A 16100-nucleotide genomic window follows, 5' to 3' on the forward strand; every position below is an offset into this window, starting at 1 on the left:
TATTGAAGCGAGCAGGCCGACTTTATTAGCTTTAATTTCCTTCGTCTGAATTACTGTCTTTGGCTGCCGCGCCGGTATACGCGGCGTTGATAGTTTCACCAACATCTAAAATAGCCCCAGAGATCCATCGATTATTTTCGGCAATCCATTTCTGAAATAGAGATAAAGCAGCGCGTAAAAACGGATAATTCGGTGAAAAACCGGGCAAAAGCGCGCTATTCTGGAAATCAACACGCCCAGGCGGCTAACTACCTTTCCCTCCGGACGGCTAAAAAGCATCTTATATTCCTTTTTGCTCTTAGCGACAGACAAAAGTTCTTTAAAATGCCAATTTTGCAGCCCTACCATTCAAATCATCTCGATACGAATGGGCAAAATGTTATGTCAGTTTTTCATTCCGTTAGCGACCTGATTGGTCATACTCCCCTGCTGCAGCTCCATAAGCTTGATACCGGCCCCTGCAGCCTGTTTCTAAAACTGGAAAATCAAAATCCCGGCGGCTCGATAAAAGACCGCGTCGCGCTATCCATGATTACGCAGGCAGAGCGCGAAGGGAAATTAAAACCCGGCGGCACGATTATCGAAGCCACCGCCGGCAATACCGGCCTCGGTCTGGCGCTGATCGCCGCGCAGAAAAATTATCGCCTGATTCTGGTGGTGCCGGACAAAATGAGCCGCGAGAAGATTTTCCATCTGCGCGCGCTGGGAGCGCAGGTACAGCTTACCCGATCGGACGTTAACAAAGGCCATCCCGCCTACTATCAGGACTACGCCCGGCGCCTTGCCGACGAAACGCCAGGCGCCTTTTATATCGACCAGTTTAATAACGAGGCTAACCCGCTGGCGCATGCCACCACCACTGCCCCGGAAATCTTCCAGCAGCTGGATGGCGATATCGACGCGATCGTCGTCGGCGTCGGCTCCGGGGGAACGCTCGGCGGGCTTCAGGCCTGGTTTGCTGAGCACTCCCCTGAAACGGAATTTATCCTCGCCGATCCGGCGGGCTCCATTCTGGCGGACCAGGTCGAAACCGGGCGCTACGGCGAAACCGGCTCCTGGCTGGTGGAAGGGATCGGCGAAGACTTTATTCCGCCGCTGGCCCATCTTGAAGGCGTCCGCAGCGCATACCGCGTCACCGATAGCGAAGCTTTCGCCACCGCCCGCCAGCTGCTGCAGGTTGAAGGCATTCTGGCAGGCTCCTCTACCGGAACGCTGCTCACCGCCGCCCTGCGCTACTGCCGGGCGCAGACATCACCTAAACGCGTGGTGACCTTCGCCTGCGACAGCGGCAATAAATATTTATCAAAGATGTTTAACGATGACTGGATGCGCCAGCAGGGCTTTTTAAGCCGTCCATCGCGCGGCGATCTCAGCGATTTTATCGCTCTGCGCCACGACGAAGGAGCAACCGTCACCGCCGCGCCGGACGATACCCTGGCGGCCATCCTCGCGCGTATGCGCCTCTACGACATCTCGCAGCTGCCGGTGCTGGAAAACGGCCGCGTCGTCGGCATCGTCGACGAATGGGATCTGATTAGCCACGTCCAGGGCGACAGTCAGCGCTTTTCTCTGCCGGTCAGGGAAGCGATGACCCGTAACGTGGAGACCCTGGATAAGCACGCGCCGGAAAGCGCGCTGAAGGCCATTTTCGATCGCGGCCTGGTGGCCGTTATCGCCGACAACGATCGTTTTCTTGGCCTCATTACCCGCAGCGATGTGCTGACCACCTGGCGTAACCGACTCGAACAGTAAGGACTTCTCAATGACAAATTTGCATACCCTGAGCGTACATAGTGGCACATTTACCGATGAACACGGCGCGGTGATGCCGCCTATTTATGCCACCTCCACCTTTGCTCAGCCCGCGCCGGGGCAGCATACCGGGTACGAATATTCGCGCAGCGGCAACCCGACCCGTCACGCGCTGGAGACGGCGATTGCCGACCTGGAAAGCGGCACGCGCGGCTACGCCTTTGCTTCCGGCCTTGCGGCCATCTCAACCGTGCTGGAGCTGCTGGATAAAGACAGCCACCTGGTCGCCGTCGACGACGTCTACGGCGGCACATACCGGCTGATTGAAAACGTTCGCCGCCGCAGCGCCGGCCTGCGGGTGAGCTGGGTGAAGCCCGACGATCTGGCGGCCATCGAAGCGGCCATTCGGCCCGACACGCGCATGATCTGGGTTGAAACGCCGACCAACCCGCTGCTTAAGCTGGCCGACCTCAGCGCCATCGCCGCCATTGCGCGGCGGCATAATATTATCAGCGTCACCGACAACACCTTCGCCTCGCCGGCGATCCATCGTCCGCTGGAGCTGGGCTTTGATATCGTGGTGCATTCGGCGACCAAATACCTTAACGGCCACTCCGATGTGGTCGCCGGGCTGGCGGTGGTCGGCGACAACGCCGCGCTGGCGGAAAAGCTGGGCTACCTGCAAAACGCGGTCGGCGGCGTCCTCGACCCGTTCAGCAGCTTCCTGACGCTGCGCGGTATTCGTACCCTGGCGCTGCGTATGGAGCGCCACAGCAGCAATGCGCTGCTGCTTGCCGAGTGGCTGGAGCAGCAGCCGCAGGTCGAAAGGGTCTGGTTCCCGTGGCTGGCCTCGCATCCGCATCATCAGCTGGCGCGCAGGCAGATGGCGCTTCCCGGCGGAATGATCTCCGTGGTGGTCAAAGGCGACGATGGCTACGCCGAGCGGATCATCCGCAAGCTGAAGCTATTTACCCTCGCGGAGAGCCTCGGCGGCGTGGAAAGCCTGGTGAGCCAGCCGTTTAGCATGACTCACGCGTCGATCCCGTTGGAGCAGCGTTTAGCCAACGGCATTACTCCGCAGCTGATTCGTCTGTCGGTAGGGATTGAGGATCCGCAGGATCTGATCGCCGACTGGCGTCACGCGCTGCGCGACTAAGCAGATTGCCCGGCGGCGGCTAACGCCTTGCCGGGCGACAAGATCCCCCATCACATCAGGCCCGCCGCCCGGCAGAGAATTAAGCAGTCTACCCGTTCTGGCCCTGCCCCTGCAGAAGATGCTCAACAAATCGCGTCAGCTTCGGCAGCGGCCGCAGATCCTGCCGCCAGAGCAGGTGAATCGGCCTCGGCTGCGGGGTATACGCCTCGAGCACGCGCACCAGTTTGCCGCACTCGAGCGCATCCGCCAGCAGCACTTCCGGCTGCAGCAGCAGCCCGGCGCCGGCGATCGCCGCCGTTCGCAGCGCGTAGCCATCATTACAGCGCAGAACAGCGTCGCGCTTCCAGCGTACGCCCTCCTCCGCGCCCGGCAGCTTCCACTCATTGCGCGCGGTCCACACCGTATGCGACAAACAGAGATGATCGACCAGGTCCGCAGGCGTTGTCGGCGTACCGTGGCGGGCTAAATACCCGGGCGCGGCGCAGATCGTCATCCGGTAGGGCGCGAGATACTTTGCCACCAGATCGTTATTGCGGATCTCGCCGATGCGGATCGCCAGATCGATGCCCTCATCCACCAGATCGACCATCCGGTTGGTCAGATCCAGCTCCACGCGCACGTCGGGCCAGGCCTGCAGAAACGTGGCGGTCAGCGGGGCAATCACGCAGGCGCCAAACGACGTCGGCGCGCTTATCCGCAGCGTGCCCGCGGGCGCGACCCGTAGTCTCTCCACTGAACTTTCGGCGATGGAGACCTGCTCCAGGACGCGTTTCGCCTCGTCAAAATAGACCCGCCCGGCGTCGGTCAGGCTCTGGCGGCGGGTATTGCGCTCAAGAAGACGGGTATTAAGCTGCCGCTCGATCAGCGCGATATATTTCCCGACCATCACCGCCGACATCTCGAGCCGCGCTGCGGCGCCGGTAAAGCTTCCGCACTCCACGACCGCAATAAAGGTCTCCATCGCCCGCAGCTTATCCATATTACAAACCCCTGGTTAGCAATCATTTAACTTTTAGCCAGTTTATCCGATATTTGTTTTATTAAAGAATAGCCTCTCACCCGAGAGAGGAACCTGCTATGAAAATCATCATTATTGGCGCCAGCGGTACCGTTGGCCGCGCGGTTGCGCAAGAATTAAACCAGCGTCATGAAGTCATTCGCGTCGGCCGCACTCAGGGCGACTATCAGGTCGATATCACCTCACAGCAGAGCGTGCAGAACCTGTTTGCGAAAACCGGTCGGGTAGACGCGATTGTTTCCGCCACTGGCAATCTCTTCTTTGGCCCGCTGGCGACCATGACCGACGGCGATTTCAACCAGGGCCTACAGGATAAACTCCTGGGGCAGATTCGCCTGGCGCTGACCGGCCAGCATTATCTGAACGACGGCGGTTCTATTACGCTGATTAGCGGGATCGTCGCCCATGAGCCCATCGCTCAGGGCGTCAATGCCACCACCGTCAACGCCGGGCTGGAAGGATTCGTTCGCGCCGCCGCCTGCGAACTGCCGCGCGGAATACGTATTAACCTGATTAGCCCCACCGTATTAACGGAATCGGCGGCAGCCTACGACGGTTTCTTCCCCGGTTTTACCAGCGTCCCCGCCGCCAGCGTGGCTCAGGCCTACCGCCGCAGCGTAGAAGGCGTTCAGAGCGGACGGATCTATAAGGTCGGCTACTGACCGGCGCCGCTGCGGGCCGGAATTACGCTGCCGGCCCGCGACGGCGCTTACATCCTGTTTCATCAACGGCTACACTGATCCTTCAATTTGCCTTTTTGAATGACTCATGTTGAAGAAACTCGTTTTTATTGCCCCGCTTTTGGCGCTTATCGCTCTACTTATCTGGTGGTTCACGCCCCGCTACGCCGAAGAGGACGTCGCGTACTACCGCTCCGTCTTCTGCGTTATTGACCATCAGGACAGCCGTGCGTTTCTCCGCGATATGGAAAATATGATTGAAGGCGGCAATTCGGATTATGCGCTGCATAAGACCCACTACGTGCCCGCTCTGGGCCAACGGATGCTGGACACCTGGCAGCAGTTGACGCCGGAAGAGCAGAAAAGTATCAGCCAGGACCAGCAGCGCTGTCGCCAGCTGATGAGCGAAAAGCAGCGCCCGGATTAAGGCGTATTACTGCGCAAAATGACTCGCTGACAATAATAGAAAATAACATTCTGCTGCGACGAGCGGAATGTTAAACATAAACATGGCGAATGAATAACAGTATTTAGCGCGCGAAAAAGTTATATTTAATCGATATCCCGACGTTATTATCACCCTATTTATTTTAAAAAAATCGTTCTGGAAATAATTCCGTCACAATCTCCTCTTATATTTCCAAGCCTTAATAAACAGTAAATTATAACCAATAATTATCGAGGCTTATTTTGATTCGCTATATTCCCGTTTCGCTCTCTCTGGTCGCCGCCGGCGTTTCCGGCGTGCTCTACGCTGCGCCGATAAATACGCCCGTACTCGCTACGATGGATAATTTCCGCGATATCGCTGGCACGACGTCTGTTTATACCACCAGCCACGACGGCACCCTGCGCACCGGCGTTTTTTATCGTTCTAATGCTCTGGCATTATCCTCCGCGGACCAGGCGACGCTGAGCACGCTCGGTATCAGCGATGTTTATGATTTGCGCACGGCCAGCGAAATCGCCAGCAGCCCGGACGTGATGCCCGACGGGGCGAGGTATACCCATATTGATATCATCGGCAACACCGCTTCGGGCAGCAACATCACCTCAATAACGTTCAGTAGCGCCGCTGAAGCCAAAGCGATGATGCAGCAGACCAACGTCTCCTTCGTCAGCGATGCCGGGATGCGCGCCCGGTTCACCACGCTATTTAACGATCTGGCCAGCGCCGACGGCGCAGCGCTGTTCCATTGTACCGCGGGCAAGGACCGCACCGGCTGGACCGCCGCGATGCTGCTGAGCATTGCCGGCGTCGATGAGGGGACCATTATGGAAAACTACCTCGCCACCAACGACTATACCCGCCAGCGCGTCGAAGCGACCCTGGCGATGATGCCCCCCGCCATGGCGGCGATTTACGAGCCGCTGCTGGGCGTCGATGCCAGCTATCTTCAGGCCGGGCTGGATGAAATCAGCCGCGAGTACGGATCGGTGGATAACTATCTGAAGCAGGGCCTGGGGCTGTCGCAGGAGACGCTCTACGTCCTGCGCGGCAAAATGGTGCAGTACGGCCAGCTGCCGGGACAAAGCGAACTGCGGGGGAATGCGGCGCAGGGCGCTGCGCTGCTTAACGCCCTGCAAAACAGCGAGCTATCGGGCCGCTACACCGACTATAACTATTATCTGCAATCGGCCATTGATGCCGGAACCCTCGGCGGCGTGGAGACTCAGGTCGGCGGGCAGATTTACGCGGACGCCGCCAGCTACCTGCTGCGCAGCGGCTCGCGATTAGACAGGGCGTTAACGCCGAATATTGATAGCCGTCAGCTGCGGGATGGGGAAGGAAAACTGTGGCTGACCGGGCTTAGCGGCTATCTTGGCACCGATGGTTCCGCCCGCGCCGCCAGCAGTAATGAGCATACCACCGGCTCGCTGCTGGGCTATACCTGGCGGTTTAACGCGCAGCTTAGCGGCTACGGCACTCTGGGATATAGCTGGGGCTCGCTGGGCAGCGCCAGCGCCGATGCGGATGCCAACACCACTCTGCTGGGGTTCGGCGGTCGCTATGCTTTTGAGGATTTAAATCATGGCCTCTTTGCCGCCGCCGATCTTAACGCAGGCTGGATCGATTATAGCAGTACGCGCCGGCTGAATGGCGGGCTGGGTACGGCCACCGGCGATACCCATGGCCAGCTGGTTGGCGGCACGCTGCGCCTCGGCTACGTCAGTCCGCTCGATTTTGCCAGCGTTGAGTACGCCGTCGGGACCCGCCTGACCCACCTGCGGATGGACGCTTTCCGCGAAAGCGGCAGCGAGCTGGCGCTCAACGTCGACCGCGTCAGTGAAAATAACGCCAGCGGTATTGCCAATGTGAGTATCGCATTTCATTCGCAAAACGGCGGCGGCTGGCGCTTCACGCCGGCGATAAATATCGGCTATGAACACAGTTTCAGCGGCCCTTCGGTACGCACTCAGGGACAGGTTTATCACTATGAGGTCGTACAGAACGCGGCCTTCGATAGCCGTGACATGGTCAACGCTGGCGCCAGTTTGAGCATCACGCGCGGTGCGCTGAGCCTGAACCTTGGCGGCCAGGCTGACGTCGCCAGCGGCGGCGACAGCCACGGCTACAGCGGCAGCCTTAGCGTGGGCTACGCCTTTTAAACATCCCCAGCAGGCCGCCGCCGCGGGCGGCTTGCTCTTAGCCACGAAAATGCAAAGCGGTTAAACATACACCGCCGAGGATCGGCGCATTTTTCGCCGCCATGGGCAAAACGAAACGCTGGCAGGAAAGGTAAAACAGAAATTATGTTTCAATCCGCTACTGGCAGCGGCAATCATCAATCTGATGCATGATTGTCCTTACCATAAAAAGTAGTTGATCTGGTATCGACAAGCTCTTATTTTGCTTCTCAGTTTTTAAACGAGATGAAACTGATGCCTACTATTACAGCCAGTAGTATGAAAGAAGCAAAAGAGTTAATGAATTGTGGGAAGTACAAAGAAATCGTTCTCAATTTCGATATTGATGCTGACGATTTTTTCACCCTCGCAACATCCCAGTCAGGAACAAAAGTCACCATCACAGACAGAAATAATCGCTCATCGGTCAAAGCAGAAAAATAATAAAAACCCCTGAGGCTCTTCTTATGCTGTTAGCTATTGGTACCGTCGCTGTTGCTTTTCTTTCCACGTTGATGCTGATCTGGCTTGACGATCGCATTACCGACCAGGATTAACGACCGGGGCCGGCGATAAGCCGCAAAACCGCCCGCCTCTGTGTTTCTCTCGCCCGTAGCCATCGGCTGCGGGCGATTCAAAAAACCCGCCAATCCCGTTTTCACATTACGCACTGATGATTTTCGCCCGCCGGCAGATCATGCATTCGCATAAAAACAGGGGCTTAAAGAAGAAAACGAGAAGGGAGCCCCGCGCCGCCGACGGCGCGGAGCACGGCGATTACAGCGACTTCGCCAGGCGCTCGACGGCGGTCATCAGACCCTCTGTCGACACCGTCGAGTAGGACAGGCGCAGCGTGCGGGTATCCGGGTTATCGTTATAGAACGCTTCTCCTGGTACGTAGACCACGCCATTTTCCAGCGTTTTCTTCATCCATTCCATGGTATCGAACGGATAACGGAAGCGAGCCCACAGGAACATACCGCCTTTAGGACGGCTGAACGCCAGATGCTCGCCAAGCTGCGATTCCAGCGCGTCGGCCAGCGCCACGCACTTCTTGCGGTAATCTTCGCGGATCAGGGCAATCTGGCTTTCCAGACGGTTCATGCTCAGGTATTCCGCGGTGATGACCTGCGAGAGCATATTAGTGTGCAGATCCGCCGCCTGTTTAACGATCACCGTCTGCTGCGCCAGCCAGTCCGGCATCACGATCCAGCCAATACGCATCCCCGGCGCGAGGATTTTGGAGAAGGTGGAGGTATAAACCACCTGATCTTCACAGCCCAGCTCAACCGCATACTGATACAGCGGACGGCGTACTTCATCAGTGAAGCTGATTTCACCGTACGGATCGTCTTCGATAATGACGAAGTCGTGCTTTTTCGCCAGCTCAACCAGGCGGCGGCGACGCGCTTCGCTCAGGGTTTTCCCGCCGGGGTTGCCAAACGTCGGTACCAGGTAAACGGCTTTCACACGCGTGGTTTCCAGCAGATCGGCCAGCTGTTCCACCAGCATGCCGTCATCGTCGGTATCCACGCTGAGAATATTGGCCTGCGCCAGCTGGAAGACCTGCAGCGCCGCCAGATAGGTCGGACGCTCAACGACAATCGCATCACCCGGATCGAGCAGAGTGCGGGCGACGATATCCAGCGACTGCTGCGAACCGGAAGTGATATAGACATGGCTTGCCGAACAGGCCACGCCGCGCGCCTGACACAGTTCGCTAACGGCCTGACGCAGCGGCGGATAACCTTCGGTCAAACCGTACTGGAACGCATCGTTAAAGCGCCCGTTCATCACCTGCTGCACCGCCAGGTTCAGGCCTTCGGTATCAAAAAGCTCCGGGGCCGGAATACCGCCGCCCAGAGAGATAACGCCGGGCAGCTTACTGTGCTTGAGGAGTTCGCGGACGGCGGAGGGCTTAAGTTCACCCGCGCGGGCGGCGAGTCGCCGATCGTGCATACTATTTTCCTTTTCTGTCTTGTTGTTGTGATGTTTTATCTGTTTTTTACCGTTCATTCCCCCGGTCGCACTATGCTCACTGGGGCTACGGGTTCGTATGTTCGGTAGCCCGGACAGATGCGCAGCATCGCCTCCGGGATATTCTTCAGCATCCTGCGGCCTTCCCCCGGGGGCGGCGCGATGCGCCTTGCCCGGGCTACAAATGCCGCAGGTGACGAGAACCGCAGCCCGGATAAGGCGCTCACCGCCGCAATCCGGGGCCAAACTTAACGGCTATCTGTGTCTTTTAGCACGATTAACGGCTCAATATCGCTCTCTTTTTTAACCACCAGAGAATCATCTCCGCGCAGGCAGGTACCGCCATAGTTACCGCCAACCGTAAAGGTGCAAACCTGGATGTATTTGCCATCCACTTTTGGCAGGCACCACAGCTGCTGGTAGATATTTTTGCGATCGAAAAACTGGCCGCTGGTTTTATCCAGCACTTCATCCTGCGGGCCAATCAGGTCGATATTGTTGCCGCAGCGGCCCGAGATAGGCTTAACCGCATAGCCGCTTTCCGCCAGCTGCTCGTTGACCACAAAATCCGTATCCAGAAGATAGCGATGATTGGGGAACAGCGACCACAGCACCGGCAAAATCGCCTTGTTGCCGGGGATAACCGTCCACAGCGGCTCGAAGACTAATACTTCCGGGCGCAGCAGGACGTCTATCAGGCGCACTTCATTATTCGGGTGTCCGGTACGTATCGGCACCGCTGCGTACTCATCGGCGCTGACTTCCCGCACCTGCTCAATGGCGGTCTCCCATGCCCAGGTTTTCCAGACGCAGTTGACCAGACGCCCGTCGGCATCAATCAGCTGCCCGGCGGCATCCCAGCGCAGCTCATCCAGGCCAAACAGAATTTTGCTCTCGAAGCCGGCCTGAGTCAGCGAACGCTGGATAAACTGCGCGTGGTAGTTCTCCTCCAGATCCTTATCCTGCATGATGTGCACGAAAGGACGCGCCCGGCTGTGCTTCCACGCTCCGGCCAGCTCATCCAGCAGATTTTCCGCCGGGTTGTGACCGGTGCCGTAGTAGCCCTGCTTCAGCCACTGCTCGAGGATCAGCCCGCCTTCGGTATGGCAGGACGCGGAATCGGCGTTGTACTCATACACCTTGAGCCCGCGCTCATCCATACAGAAATCCATGCGGCCGGTAATCATATGATGGCGACGGCGCTGCCACGAGAGGCGCAGACGCGGCCAGAGAATTTTCGGAATATCGAACAGCGCCAGCAGGCTGTCATCCTTCATCACCTTGTCGGTGGCGTGCAGGTACATCAGATGCAGCTCATTGGTGGCTTTGATAAGCTCCTGCTCGGCGCTTTCGGTGATGGTGAAATACTGGTAAGGGTCTTTATTGATGACGTGGCCGTTGGCTTCCACGTAGGCTTTTTGCAGCGAATCTTTCTCGTTGAGCCAGTTGCCGCGGTATTGGCCTTTATTCGGCAGACGCGCGCCTTTGATGGCCATCGCCTCACCCGGCAGCACCGGCTGCGGCAGGCTGTGCTCGGTATCGGCGGTTTGAATCATCCAGCCGAGGATTTCGGTATCGGCAAAGGTGTCTTTAATCGTGTAGAGGCCGTTTTTCACTTCCAGCGTCAGCTCGCGGGTCCACTGCTGGCCCTGCGGCAGCGGCGAGTGAATGACGTTCTGTTCGGCGATCCTGACCTTATTCCCTATCAGTTGCGTAATCACCGCCACGTGGCCCGTGTGCTTAAACTCGCCGCCTTTCTGCCAGATCAGCAGTGAGCCGGCGAGAGGCGGACGGCGGGAGCCGTTGGCGAACGCCTGCAGCGGCAGAATATTGTCGTTGACCACCTCGCGGAGAAAACGCAGGGAGAAGATTTCGTAGGCCATGCCGACGTCGGTGAAAACAAAACCGTAGGTGAGGAACAGAAAGCGGCGCGCGAACTCCACGCACTGCCATTTGTGCCCCATATACTCATTACCGATATAGCTGCGGAACGTGGCGTCATCCGGATAATCTTGCGGATTTAAGCTACTGTAATTAGAAGAATAAATCGCCACGCCGCCCGGTGCGTAGCCTAATAGTGTACCAAACGGGGCGTCACTGCTTGTGGAACCTTTGCTCATTTAGCCTGACCTCAAATTAATGCAGCCCGGGCAGTTGGCGAAACAAAACTCCCTCTTCTTATCCTGCCGCAGGCACTTACCAGACAGAGGTGGAATGATGATACCACTCATTGGATTCGCTAATCGTGCCCTTAAGGAAAATAAGCCTGCGCCCCCGGGCAAAAGTGATATCGTTATTTGAGATAAAAAAACAATCAGGAGTCGACAATGAGCACACCATCGCATCTGACCGCCCAACCGCTGGTCTGGGGGCATGGCCCCCGCACCTTTGAGGTGTTCCTCGAACCCACCTGTCCTTTCTCCGTGCGGGCATTTAATAAGCTTGATGACCTGCTGGATGAAGTTGGCGCGGATAACGTGACGATCAAAATTCGTCTGCAGTCTCAACCGTGGCATCTGTTTTCCGGCGTCATCGTCCGCTGCATTCTCGCAGCCTCCACCCTGCCGCACGGCCGCGAGCAGGCGCATAAGGTGCTTAAAGCCGTCGCCGACCACCGTGAAGAGTTTGAGTTTACCGACCACTGCAGCGGGCCGAACATGAACGCCACGCCGCAGCAGATTATCGAGCGTATCGAACGCTATAGCCACGTCTCGCTGGCCGCGGCGTTTGCCCGCCCGGAGCTGCAAAACGAGATCAAATGGCATAGCAAGTACGCGCGCCAGAACGGCATCCACGTGTCGCCGACCTTTATGGTTAACGGCCTGGTGCAGGCGGATCTCGGCAGCGGCGACGACGTCAGCGTATGGGCCGCGCGGATTCTGGCTTAGTACGACTCTCCCGCGCCGGCGCGGTAGCGCCAGCGACACGACATCAACACCTCACTAAAAAGGCAGATCAGCATGTCAGAGAATAACTACCAGCCACCTAAAGTGTGGGAATGGAAGCAAAACAACGGCGGCGCATTCGCCAATATCAACCGTCCCGTCTCCGGCGCAACGCACGATCGGGAGTTGCCGGTGGGCGCGCATCCGCTTCAGCTCTATTCGCTGGGGACGCCCAACGGCCAGAAAGTGACCATTATGCTGGAAGAGCTGCTGGCGTTAGGCGTCAGCGGCGCGGAGTACGACGCCTGGCTGATTCGCATCGGCGAAGGCGATCAGTTCTCCAGCGGCTTTGTCGAGGTTAATCCGAACTCAAAAATCCCCGCGCTCCGCGACCACTCCACCACTCCGCCGACCCGCGTTTTTGAATCCGGCAGCATCCTGCTCTATCTGGCGGAAAAGTTCGGCTTCTTCCTGCCCAAAGATCCGGCAGGCCGCGCCGAAACCCTCAACTGGCTGTTCTGGCTGCAGGGCTCGGCTCCGTTCCTCGGCGGCGGCTTTGGCCACTTCTTCAGCTATGCGCCGGTGAAAATCGAATACGCGATCGACCGCTTTACGATGGAAGCCAAGCGCCAGCTTGACGTGCTGGACAAGCAGCTTGCCCGCGGCCGTTTTGTGGCAGGAGAGGAGTACACCATCGCCGACATGGCCATCTGGCCGTGGTACGGCAACGTGGTGCTGGGGAATGTTTACAACGCCGCCGAGTTCCTGGATGCCGGTAGCTATAAAAACGTGCTGCGCTGGGCGCAGGATGTGGGTAAGCGCCCCGCCGTTCAGCGCGGGCGGATGGTTAACCGCACCTCAGGCCCGCTCAACGAGCAGCTTCACGAGCGCCATGACGCCAGCGACTTCGACACGCAAACCGAAGATAAACGCCAGGCGTAGCGCCCATGCCCGCCGGAGGCTTCCGCCTCCGGTTTTTAGCGCAAATACTTCTCAAACCACGCCAGCGTGCGTTGCCAGGCCAGGTCAGCCGCGGCCCGGTCGTAGCGCGGCGTGGAGTCATTATGAAAGCCGTGGTTAACACCCTGATAAATATAGGCCTCGTAGACTTTATTGTGTGCCTTCAGCGCTTTTTCATAGGCGGGCCAGCCTTCATTAATGCCGCTATCGAGTCCGGCATAATGCAGCAGCAGCGGCGCTTTAATTTTATCGACCTCATTCAGCGGCGGCTGGCGGCCGTAAAACGGCACCGCGCAGGCCAGCTCAGGGATCGCCACCGCCGCCGCGTTGCTGACGCCGCCGCCGTAGCAGAACCCGGTGATACCGACCTTCCCCGTCGCCTGCGGATGCTTCGCCATAAACGCGACCGCCGCAAAGAAATCATTCATCAGCTTCACGGGATCGACTTTCTGCTGTAGCGCGCGGCCTTCATCATCATTACCGGGATAGCCGCCGACGGAACTCAGGCCATCCGGCGCCAGCGCGATATAGCCCGCTTTCGCCACCCGCCGGGCAACGTCTTCAATATAGGGATTCAGGCCGCGATTCTCATGAACCACCACCACGGCGGGCGCTTTGTCGGCTATTTTCGCCGGCGTCACCTGATAAGCCCGCACTTCGCCGTGGCCGTCAGGAGAAGGGTAATGAATATACTCCGGGCGGATATCCGGGTCGGTAAACGCCACCTGCTCCGCCAGAGCATAGTCGGGCTTCAGCAGGTTAAACAGCGCCAGCGCGGTCATCCCGCCGACGGTATACTTCCCCGCCAGCTGGAGAAACTCGCGTTTGCTGATTTTGCCGTGGGCGTAGTAGTCATAGTATTCGAGCAGCTGCTGCGGAAAATCTTTGGCCGTTAGTCGCGTCATCACCCTGCCTCCGTTATTAAGCGCCCTTTAAGCAAAGCAGAAGCCCGGACATACGCCAGCGGAGAAAAGCAGAAACGGGGAGTAAAAAGCCCAGCGGCCAACACCGCCGGGAGAGGAGGGATCAGTGTTTCACTTTGGTCAGACGATCGAGGTAGCCCATCACAAAGGCCGACAGCACAAAGGTCAGGTGGATGATGACGTACCACATCAGCTTATTGTCCGGGACGTTTTTCGCATCCATAAACACCCGCAGCAGATGAATGGAAGAGATCGCCACGATGGAGGCGGCAACCTTATTTTTCAGCGAAGTGGCGTCCATTTTGCCCAGCCAGCTGAGCTTCTCCTTGCCCTCGTTGATATCCAGCTGGGAAACAAAATTTTCATAGCCGGAGAACATCACCATCACCAGCAGACCGCCCACCAGGGTCATATCCACCAGCGACAGCAGGGTCAGAATCATATCCGACTCACTGACGCTGAAAATATGCGGCAGTATGTGGAAGATCTCCTGAAAAAATTTGATCGTCAGCGCAATCAAACCGAGCGAAAGGCCAAAATAAACCGGCGCCAGCAGCCAGCGCGAGGCGTACATAGCATTTTCCAGAAAGCGTTCCATAAGATCCTGTCAGTTAACATAAACGGCCGCCATTATACCGCAACAGGGCAACGTTATAGCAACAGGCGTCCAACAAGAGAGCGATTCGAGGAGATAAAAAAGGCTGGCGCAAGGCCAGCCTGAGAAGATGGGTGGAGAGAGGTTACTTCGCTTTGACGGTTTCTTCGCCCACCAGGCCAATCTTCAGATAGCCCGCCTGGTGCAGGGTATCCATAACCTTCATCATCGTCTCGTAGTCCACGGTTTTATCCGCGCGGAAGAAGACGGTGGTGTCTTTCTTGCCTTCGGTCAGCGCATCCAGCGAGGCGATCATGCTCTCGTCGGTAATGGGGTCATTGCCGAGGAACATGGTTTTATCCGCCTTCACCGACAGATAGATCGGCTTTTCCGGACGCGGCTGCGGCTGGCTGGAGGAAGCAGGCAGATTCACCTTCACGTCGACGGTAGCCAGCGGCGCCGCCACCATAAAGATGATTAACAGCACCAGCATGACGTCGATAAACGGCGTCACGTTGATGTCGTGCATTTCGCCGTTATCATCGAGGTTTTCGTTAAAATGCATCGCCATAAAGCATTAACCTACGCGTAGTTTCTGGGCGGTACGTACCGGCTTAACGCCGCTGGCGCTCAGGTCCAGGTCGCGGCTTTGCAGCAGCAGAACCTGGGCGGCGACATCGCCAAGGGACGCTTTGTAGCTGGCGATCATGCGGGCAAAAATGTTGTAGATGACCACCGCCGGAATCGCAGCGAACAGGCCAATTGCCGTGGCCAGCAGCGCTTCCGCGATACCCGGAGCAACCACCGCCAGGTTAGTGGTCTGGGTCTGGGCAATCCCGATAAAGCTGTTCATGATGCCCCAGACGGTACCAAACAGGCCGACGAACGGGGAAATCGCGCCGATGGTCGCCAGATAACCGTTGCCGCGTCCCATGTAACGACCTACCGCCGCCACGCGACGCTCCAGTCGGAAACCGGTACGCTCTTTAATGCCTTCGTTATCTTCAGAACCCGCGGAAAGCTCAAGCTCATTTTGCGCTTCGTTGATCAGCTGCGAGGTCAGGCTTTTCGCATCGAAACCGTTAGCGATATCGCTGGCCTGGTCGAGAGAGCGTGCTTCAGCAACCAGCTGCTGTTCGCGCTTGAGGCGGCGCTTGCTGGCCAGGATTTCTGCGCCTTTGCCGAAAAAGATAGCCCATGTAACGACCGACGCCAGAATCAGGCCGATCATCACTACCTTAACGACAATATCGGCATGATGATACATACCCCAAACGGAGAGATCCGCCTGCATCAAATTATTACCCACACTGTATCTCCAGGACGTAAATCACAAAATCTGCGCACAATAATATCAAAACGACATCGAATTGATAGTGGTTCTCATTAGTATTTACACTGTGCAGCAAATCACGTTTATTTTCCTTGCGCTTACGCAGTAAAAAAGTTGCTGACCCCGCCGTTGATAAAATTTTTACCTGTATCCGCCGCGACCCGGTACATCAACGGGCATTCATGTTAGTTTA

Annotated in this window: 17 protein-coding genes; 8 read left to right on the top strand and 9 right to left on the bottom strand. The window is 57.4% G+C overall.

Translation table 11 applies throughout. The annotated features are described in order from the left end of the window. Positions 1-105: 105 nt before the first annotated feature. Entirely contained in the window at positions 106-348 is a 243-nt protein-coding gene (locus MKleb_RS23735; protein ID WP_033836451.1) for a hypothetical protein, read from the bottom strand. 33 nt (positions 349-381) lie between these two features. Between MKleb_RS23735 and MKleb_RS23740 the strand changes: the two genes are divergently transcribed. Together MKleb_RS23740 and MKleb_RS23745 are read left to right on the top strand one after the other, a co-directional pair. Further along, positions 382-1752 (top strand): pyridoxal-phosphate dependent enzyme, encoded by a 1371-nt coding sequence (locus tag MKleb_RS23740; protein ID WP_025105933.1) that lies wholly within the window; start codon positions 382-384, stop codon positions 1750-1752. A gap of 10 nt (positions 1753-1762) precedes the next feature. Beyond that, complete coding sequence (locus MKleb_RS23745) at positions 1763-2908, top strand: trans-sulfuration enzyme family protein (protein ID WP_004854188.1); 1146 nt, start codon at positions 1763-1765, stop codon at positions 2906-2908. A gap of 88 nt (positions 2909-2996) precedes the next feature. Here MKleb_RS23745 and MKleb_RS23750 read toward each other — a convergent pair whose 3' ends face one another. Then, positions 2997-3887, bottom strand: a complete 891-nt coding sequence (locus MKleb_RS23750; RefSeq protein WP_029946875.1) for a LysR family transcriptional regulator — start codon at positions 3885-3887, stop codon at positions 2997-2999. Between the two features lie 98 nt (positions 3888-3985). Here MKleb_RS23750 and MKleb_RS23755 point away from each other — a divergent pair, with 98 nt between their 5' ends. The 4 genes from MKleb_RS23755 (at position 3986) to MKleb_RS23770 (ending at position 7678) form a co-directional block, all read left to right on the top strand. Further along, positions 3986-4588 carry a short chain dehydrogenase gene (locus tag MKleb_RS23755; RefSeq protein WP_025105932.1) on the top strand — a complete coding sequence of 201 codons (603 nt, stop codon included), beginning with the start codon at positions 3986-3988 and terminating at the stop codon, positions 4586-4588. A 106-nt stretch (positions 4589-4694) separates the two neighbouring features. After that, a complete protein-coding gene (locus MKleb_RS23760) occupies positions 4695-5033 on the top strand; it encodes a hypothetical protein (protein WP_032692867.1) in 339 nt (112 codons plus the stop codon). A gap of 263 nt (positions 5034-5296) precedes the next feature. After that, positions 5297-7216: a tyrosine-protein phosphatase gene (locus tag MKleb_RS23765; protein WP_025105930.1), complete on the top strand. Its 1920-nt coding sequence runs from the start codon at positions 5297-5299 to the stop codon at positions 7214-7216. Positions 7217-7489: 273 nt separating this feature from the next. Next, positions 7490-7678, top strand: coding sequence for a hypothetical protein (locus MKleb_RS23770; RefSeq protein ID WP_014226855.1), 189 nt, complete (start codon positions 7490-7492; stop codon positions 7676-7678). A 333-nt stretch (positions 7679-8011) separates the two neighbouring features. On the opposite strand, the gene MKleb_RS23775 is transcribed toward MKleb_RS23770, so the two are convergent. From MKleb_RS23775 to MKleb_RS30240, 3 genes are all read right to left on the bottom strand, one after another. Next, complete coding sequence (locus tag MKleb_RS23775) at positions 8012-9193, bottom strand: aminotransferase-like domain-containing protein (RefSeq protein WP_014226856.1); 1182 nt, start codon at positions 9191-9193, stop codon at positions 8012-8014. A gap of 266 nt (positions 9194-9459) precedes the next feature. Beyond that, positions 9460-11331, bottom strand: a complete 1872-nt coding sequence (gene gss, locus MKleb_RS23780) for a bifunctional glutathionylspermidine amidase/synthase (RefSeq protein ID WP_009654105.1) — start codon at positions 11329-11331, stop codon at positions 9460-9462. 76 nt (positions 11332-11407) lie between these two features. Then, positions 11408-11551, bottom strand: a complete 144-nt coding sequence (locus tag MKleb_RS30240; protein WP_305955792.1) for a hypothetical protein — start codon at positions 11549-11551, stop codon at positions 11408-11410. Here MKleb_RS30240 and MKleb_RS23785 point away from each other — a divergent pair. Then, entirely contained in the window at positions 11539-12099 is a 561-nt protein-coding gene (locus MKleb_RS23785; RefSeq protein ID WP_014839560.1) for a DsbA family protein, read from the top strand. The genes MKleb_RS30240 and MKleb_RS23785 overlap by 13 nt on opposite strands. 72 nt (positions 12100-12171) lie before the next feature. Then, the gene (yghU, locus tag MKleb_RS23790) at positions 12172-13038 is read left to right on the top strand and encodes a glutathione-dependent disulfide-bond oxidoreductase (RefSeq protein WP_014226859.1); all 867 of its coding nucleotides are present in this window, start codon (positions 12172-12174) and stop codon (positions 13036-13038) included. A gap of 35 nt (positions 13039-13073) precedes the next feature. On the opposite strand, the gene yghX is transcribed toward yghU, so the two are convergent. From yghX to exbB, 4 genes are all read right to left on the bottom strand, one after another. Continuing rightward, positions 13074-13961, bottom strand: coding sequence for a YghX family hydrolase (gene yghX, locus MKleb_RS23795; protein ID WP_025105929.1), 888 nt, complete (start codon positions 13959-13961; stop codon positions 13074-13076). A gap of 121 nt (positions 13962-14082) precedes the next feature. After that, positions 14083-14577: a TIGR00645 family protein gene (locus MKleb_RS23800; RefSeq protein WP_004105804.1), complete on the bottom strand. Its 495-nt coding sequence runs from the start codon at positions 14575-14577 to the stop codon at positions 14083-14085. A gap of 142 nt (positions 14578-14719) precedes the next feature. Further along, positions 14720-15145, bottom strand: coding sequence for a TonB system transport protein ExbD (gene exbD, locus MKleb_RS23805; RefSeq protein WP_014226862.1), 426 nt, complete (start codon positions 15143-15145; stop codon positions 14720-14722). 6 nt (positions 15146-15151) lie between these two features. After that, positions 15152-15883: a tol-pal system-associated acyl-CoA thioesterase gene (gene exbB / locus MKleb_RS23810; RefSeq protein ID WP_004105812.1), complete on the bottom strand. Its 732-nt coding sequence runs from the start codon at positions 15881-15883 to the stop codon at positions 15152-15154. Between the last annotated feature and the right edge of the window lie 217 nt (positions 15884-16100).

It is taken from the genome of Klebsiella sp. PL-2018, assembly GCF_019048985.1.
In the GTDB taxonomy this organism is placed as follows: Bacteria; Pseudomonadota; Gammaproteobacteria; order Enterobacterales; family Enterobacteriaceae; genus Klebsiella; species Klebsiella michiganensis.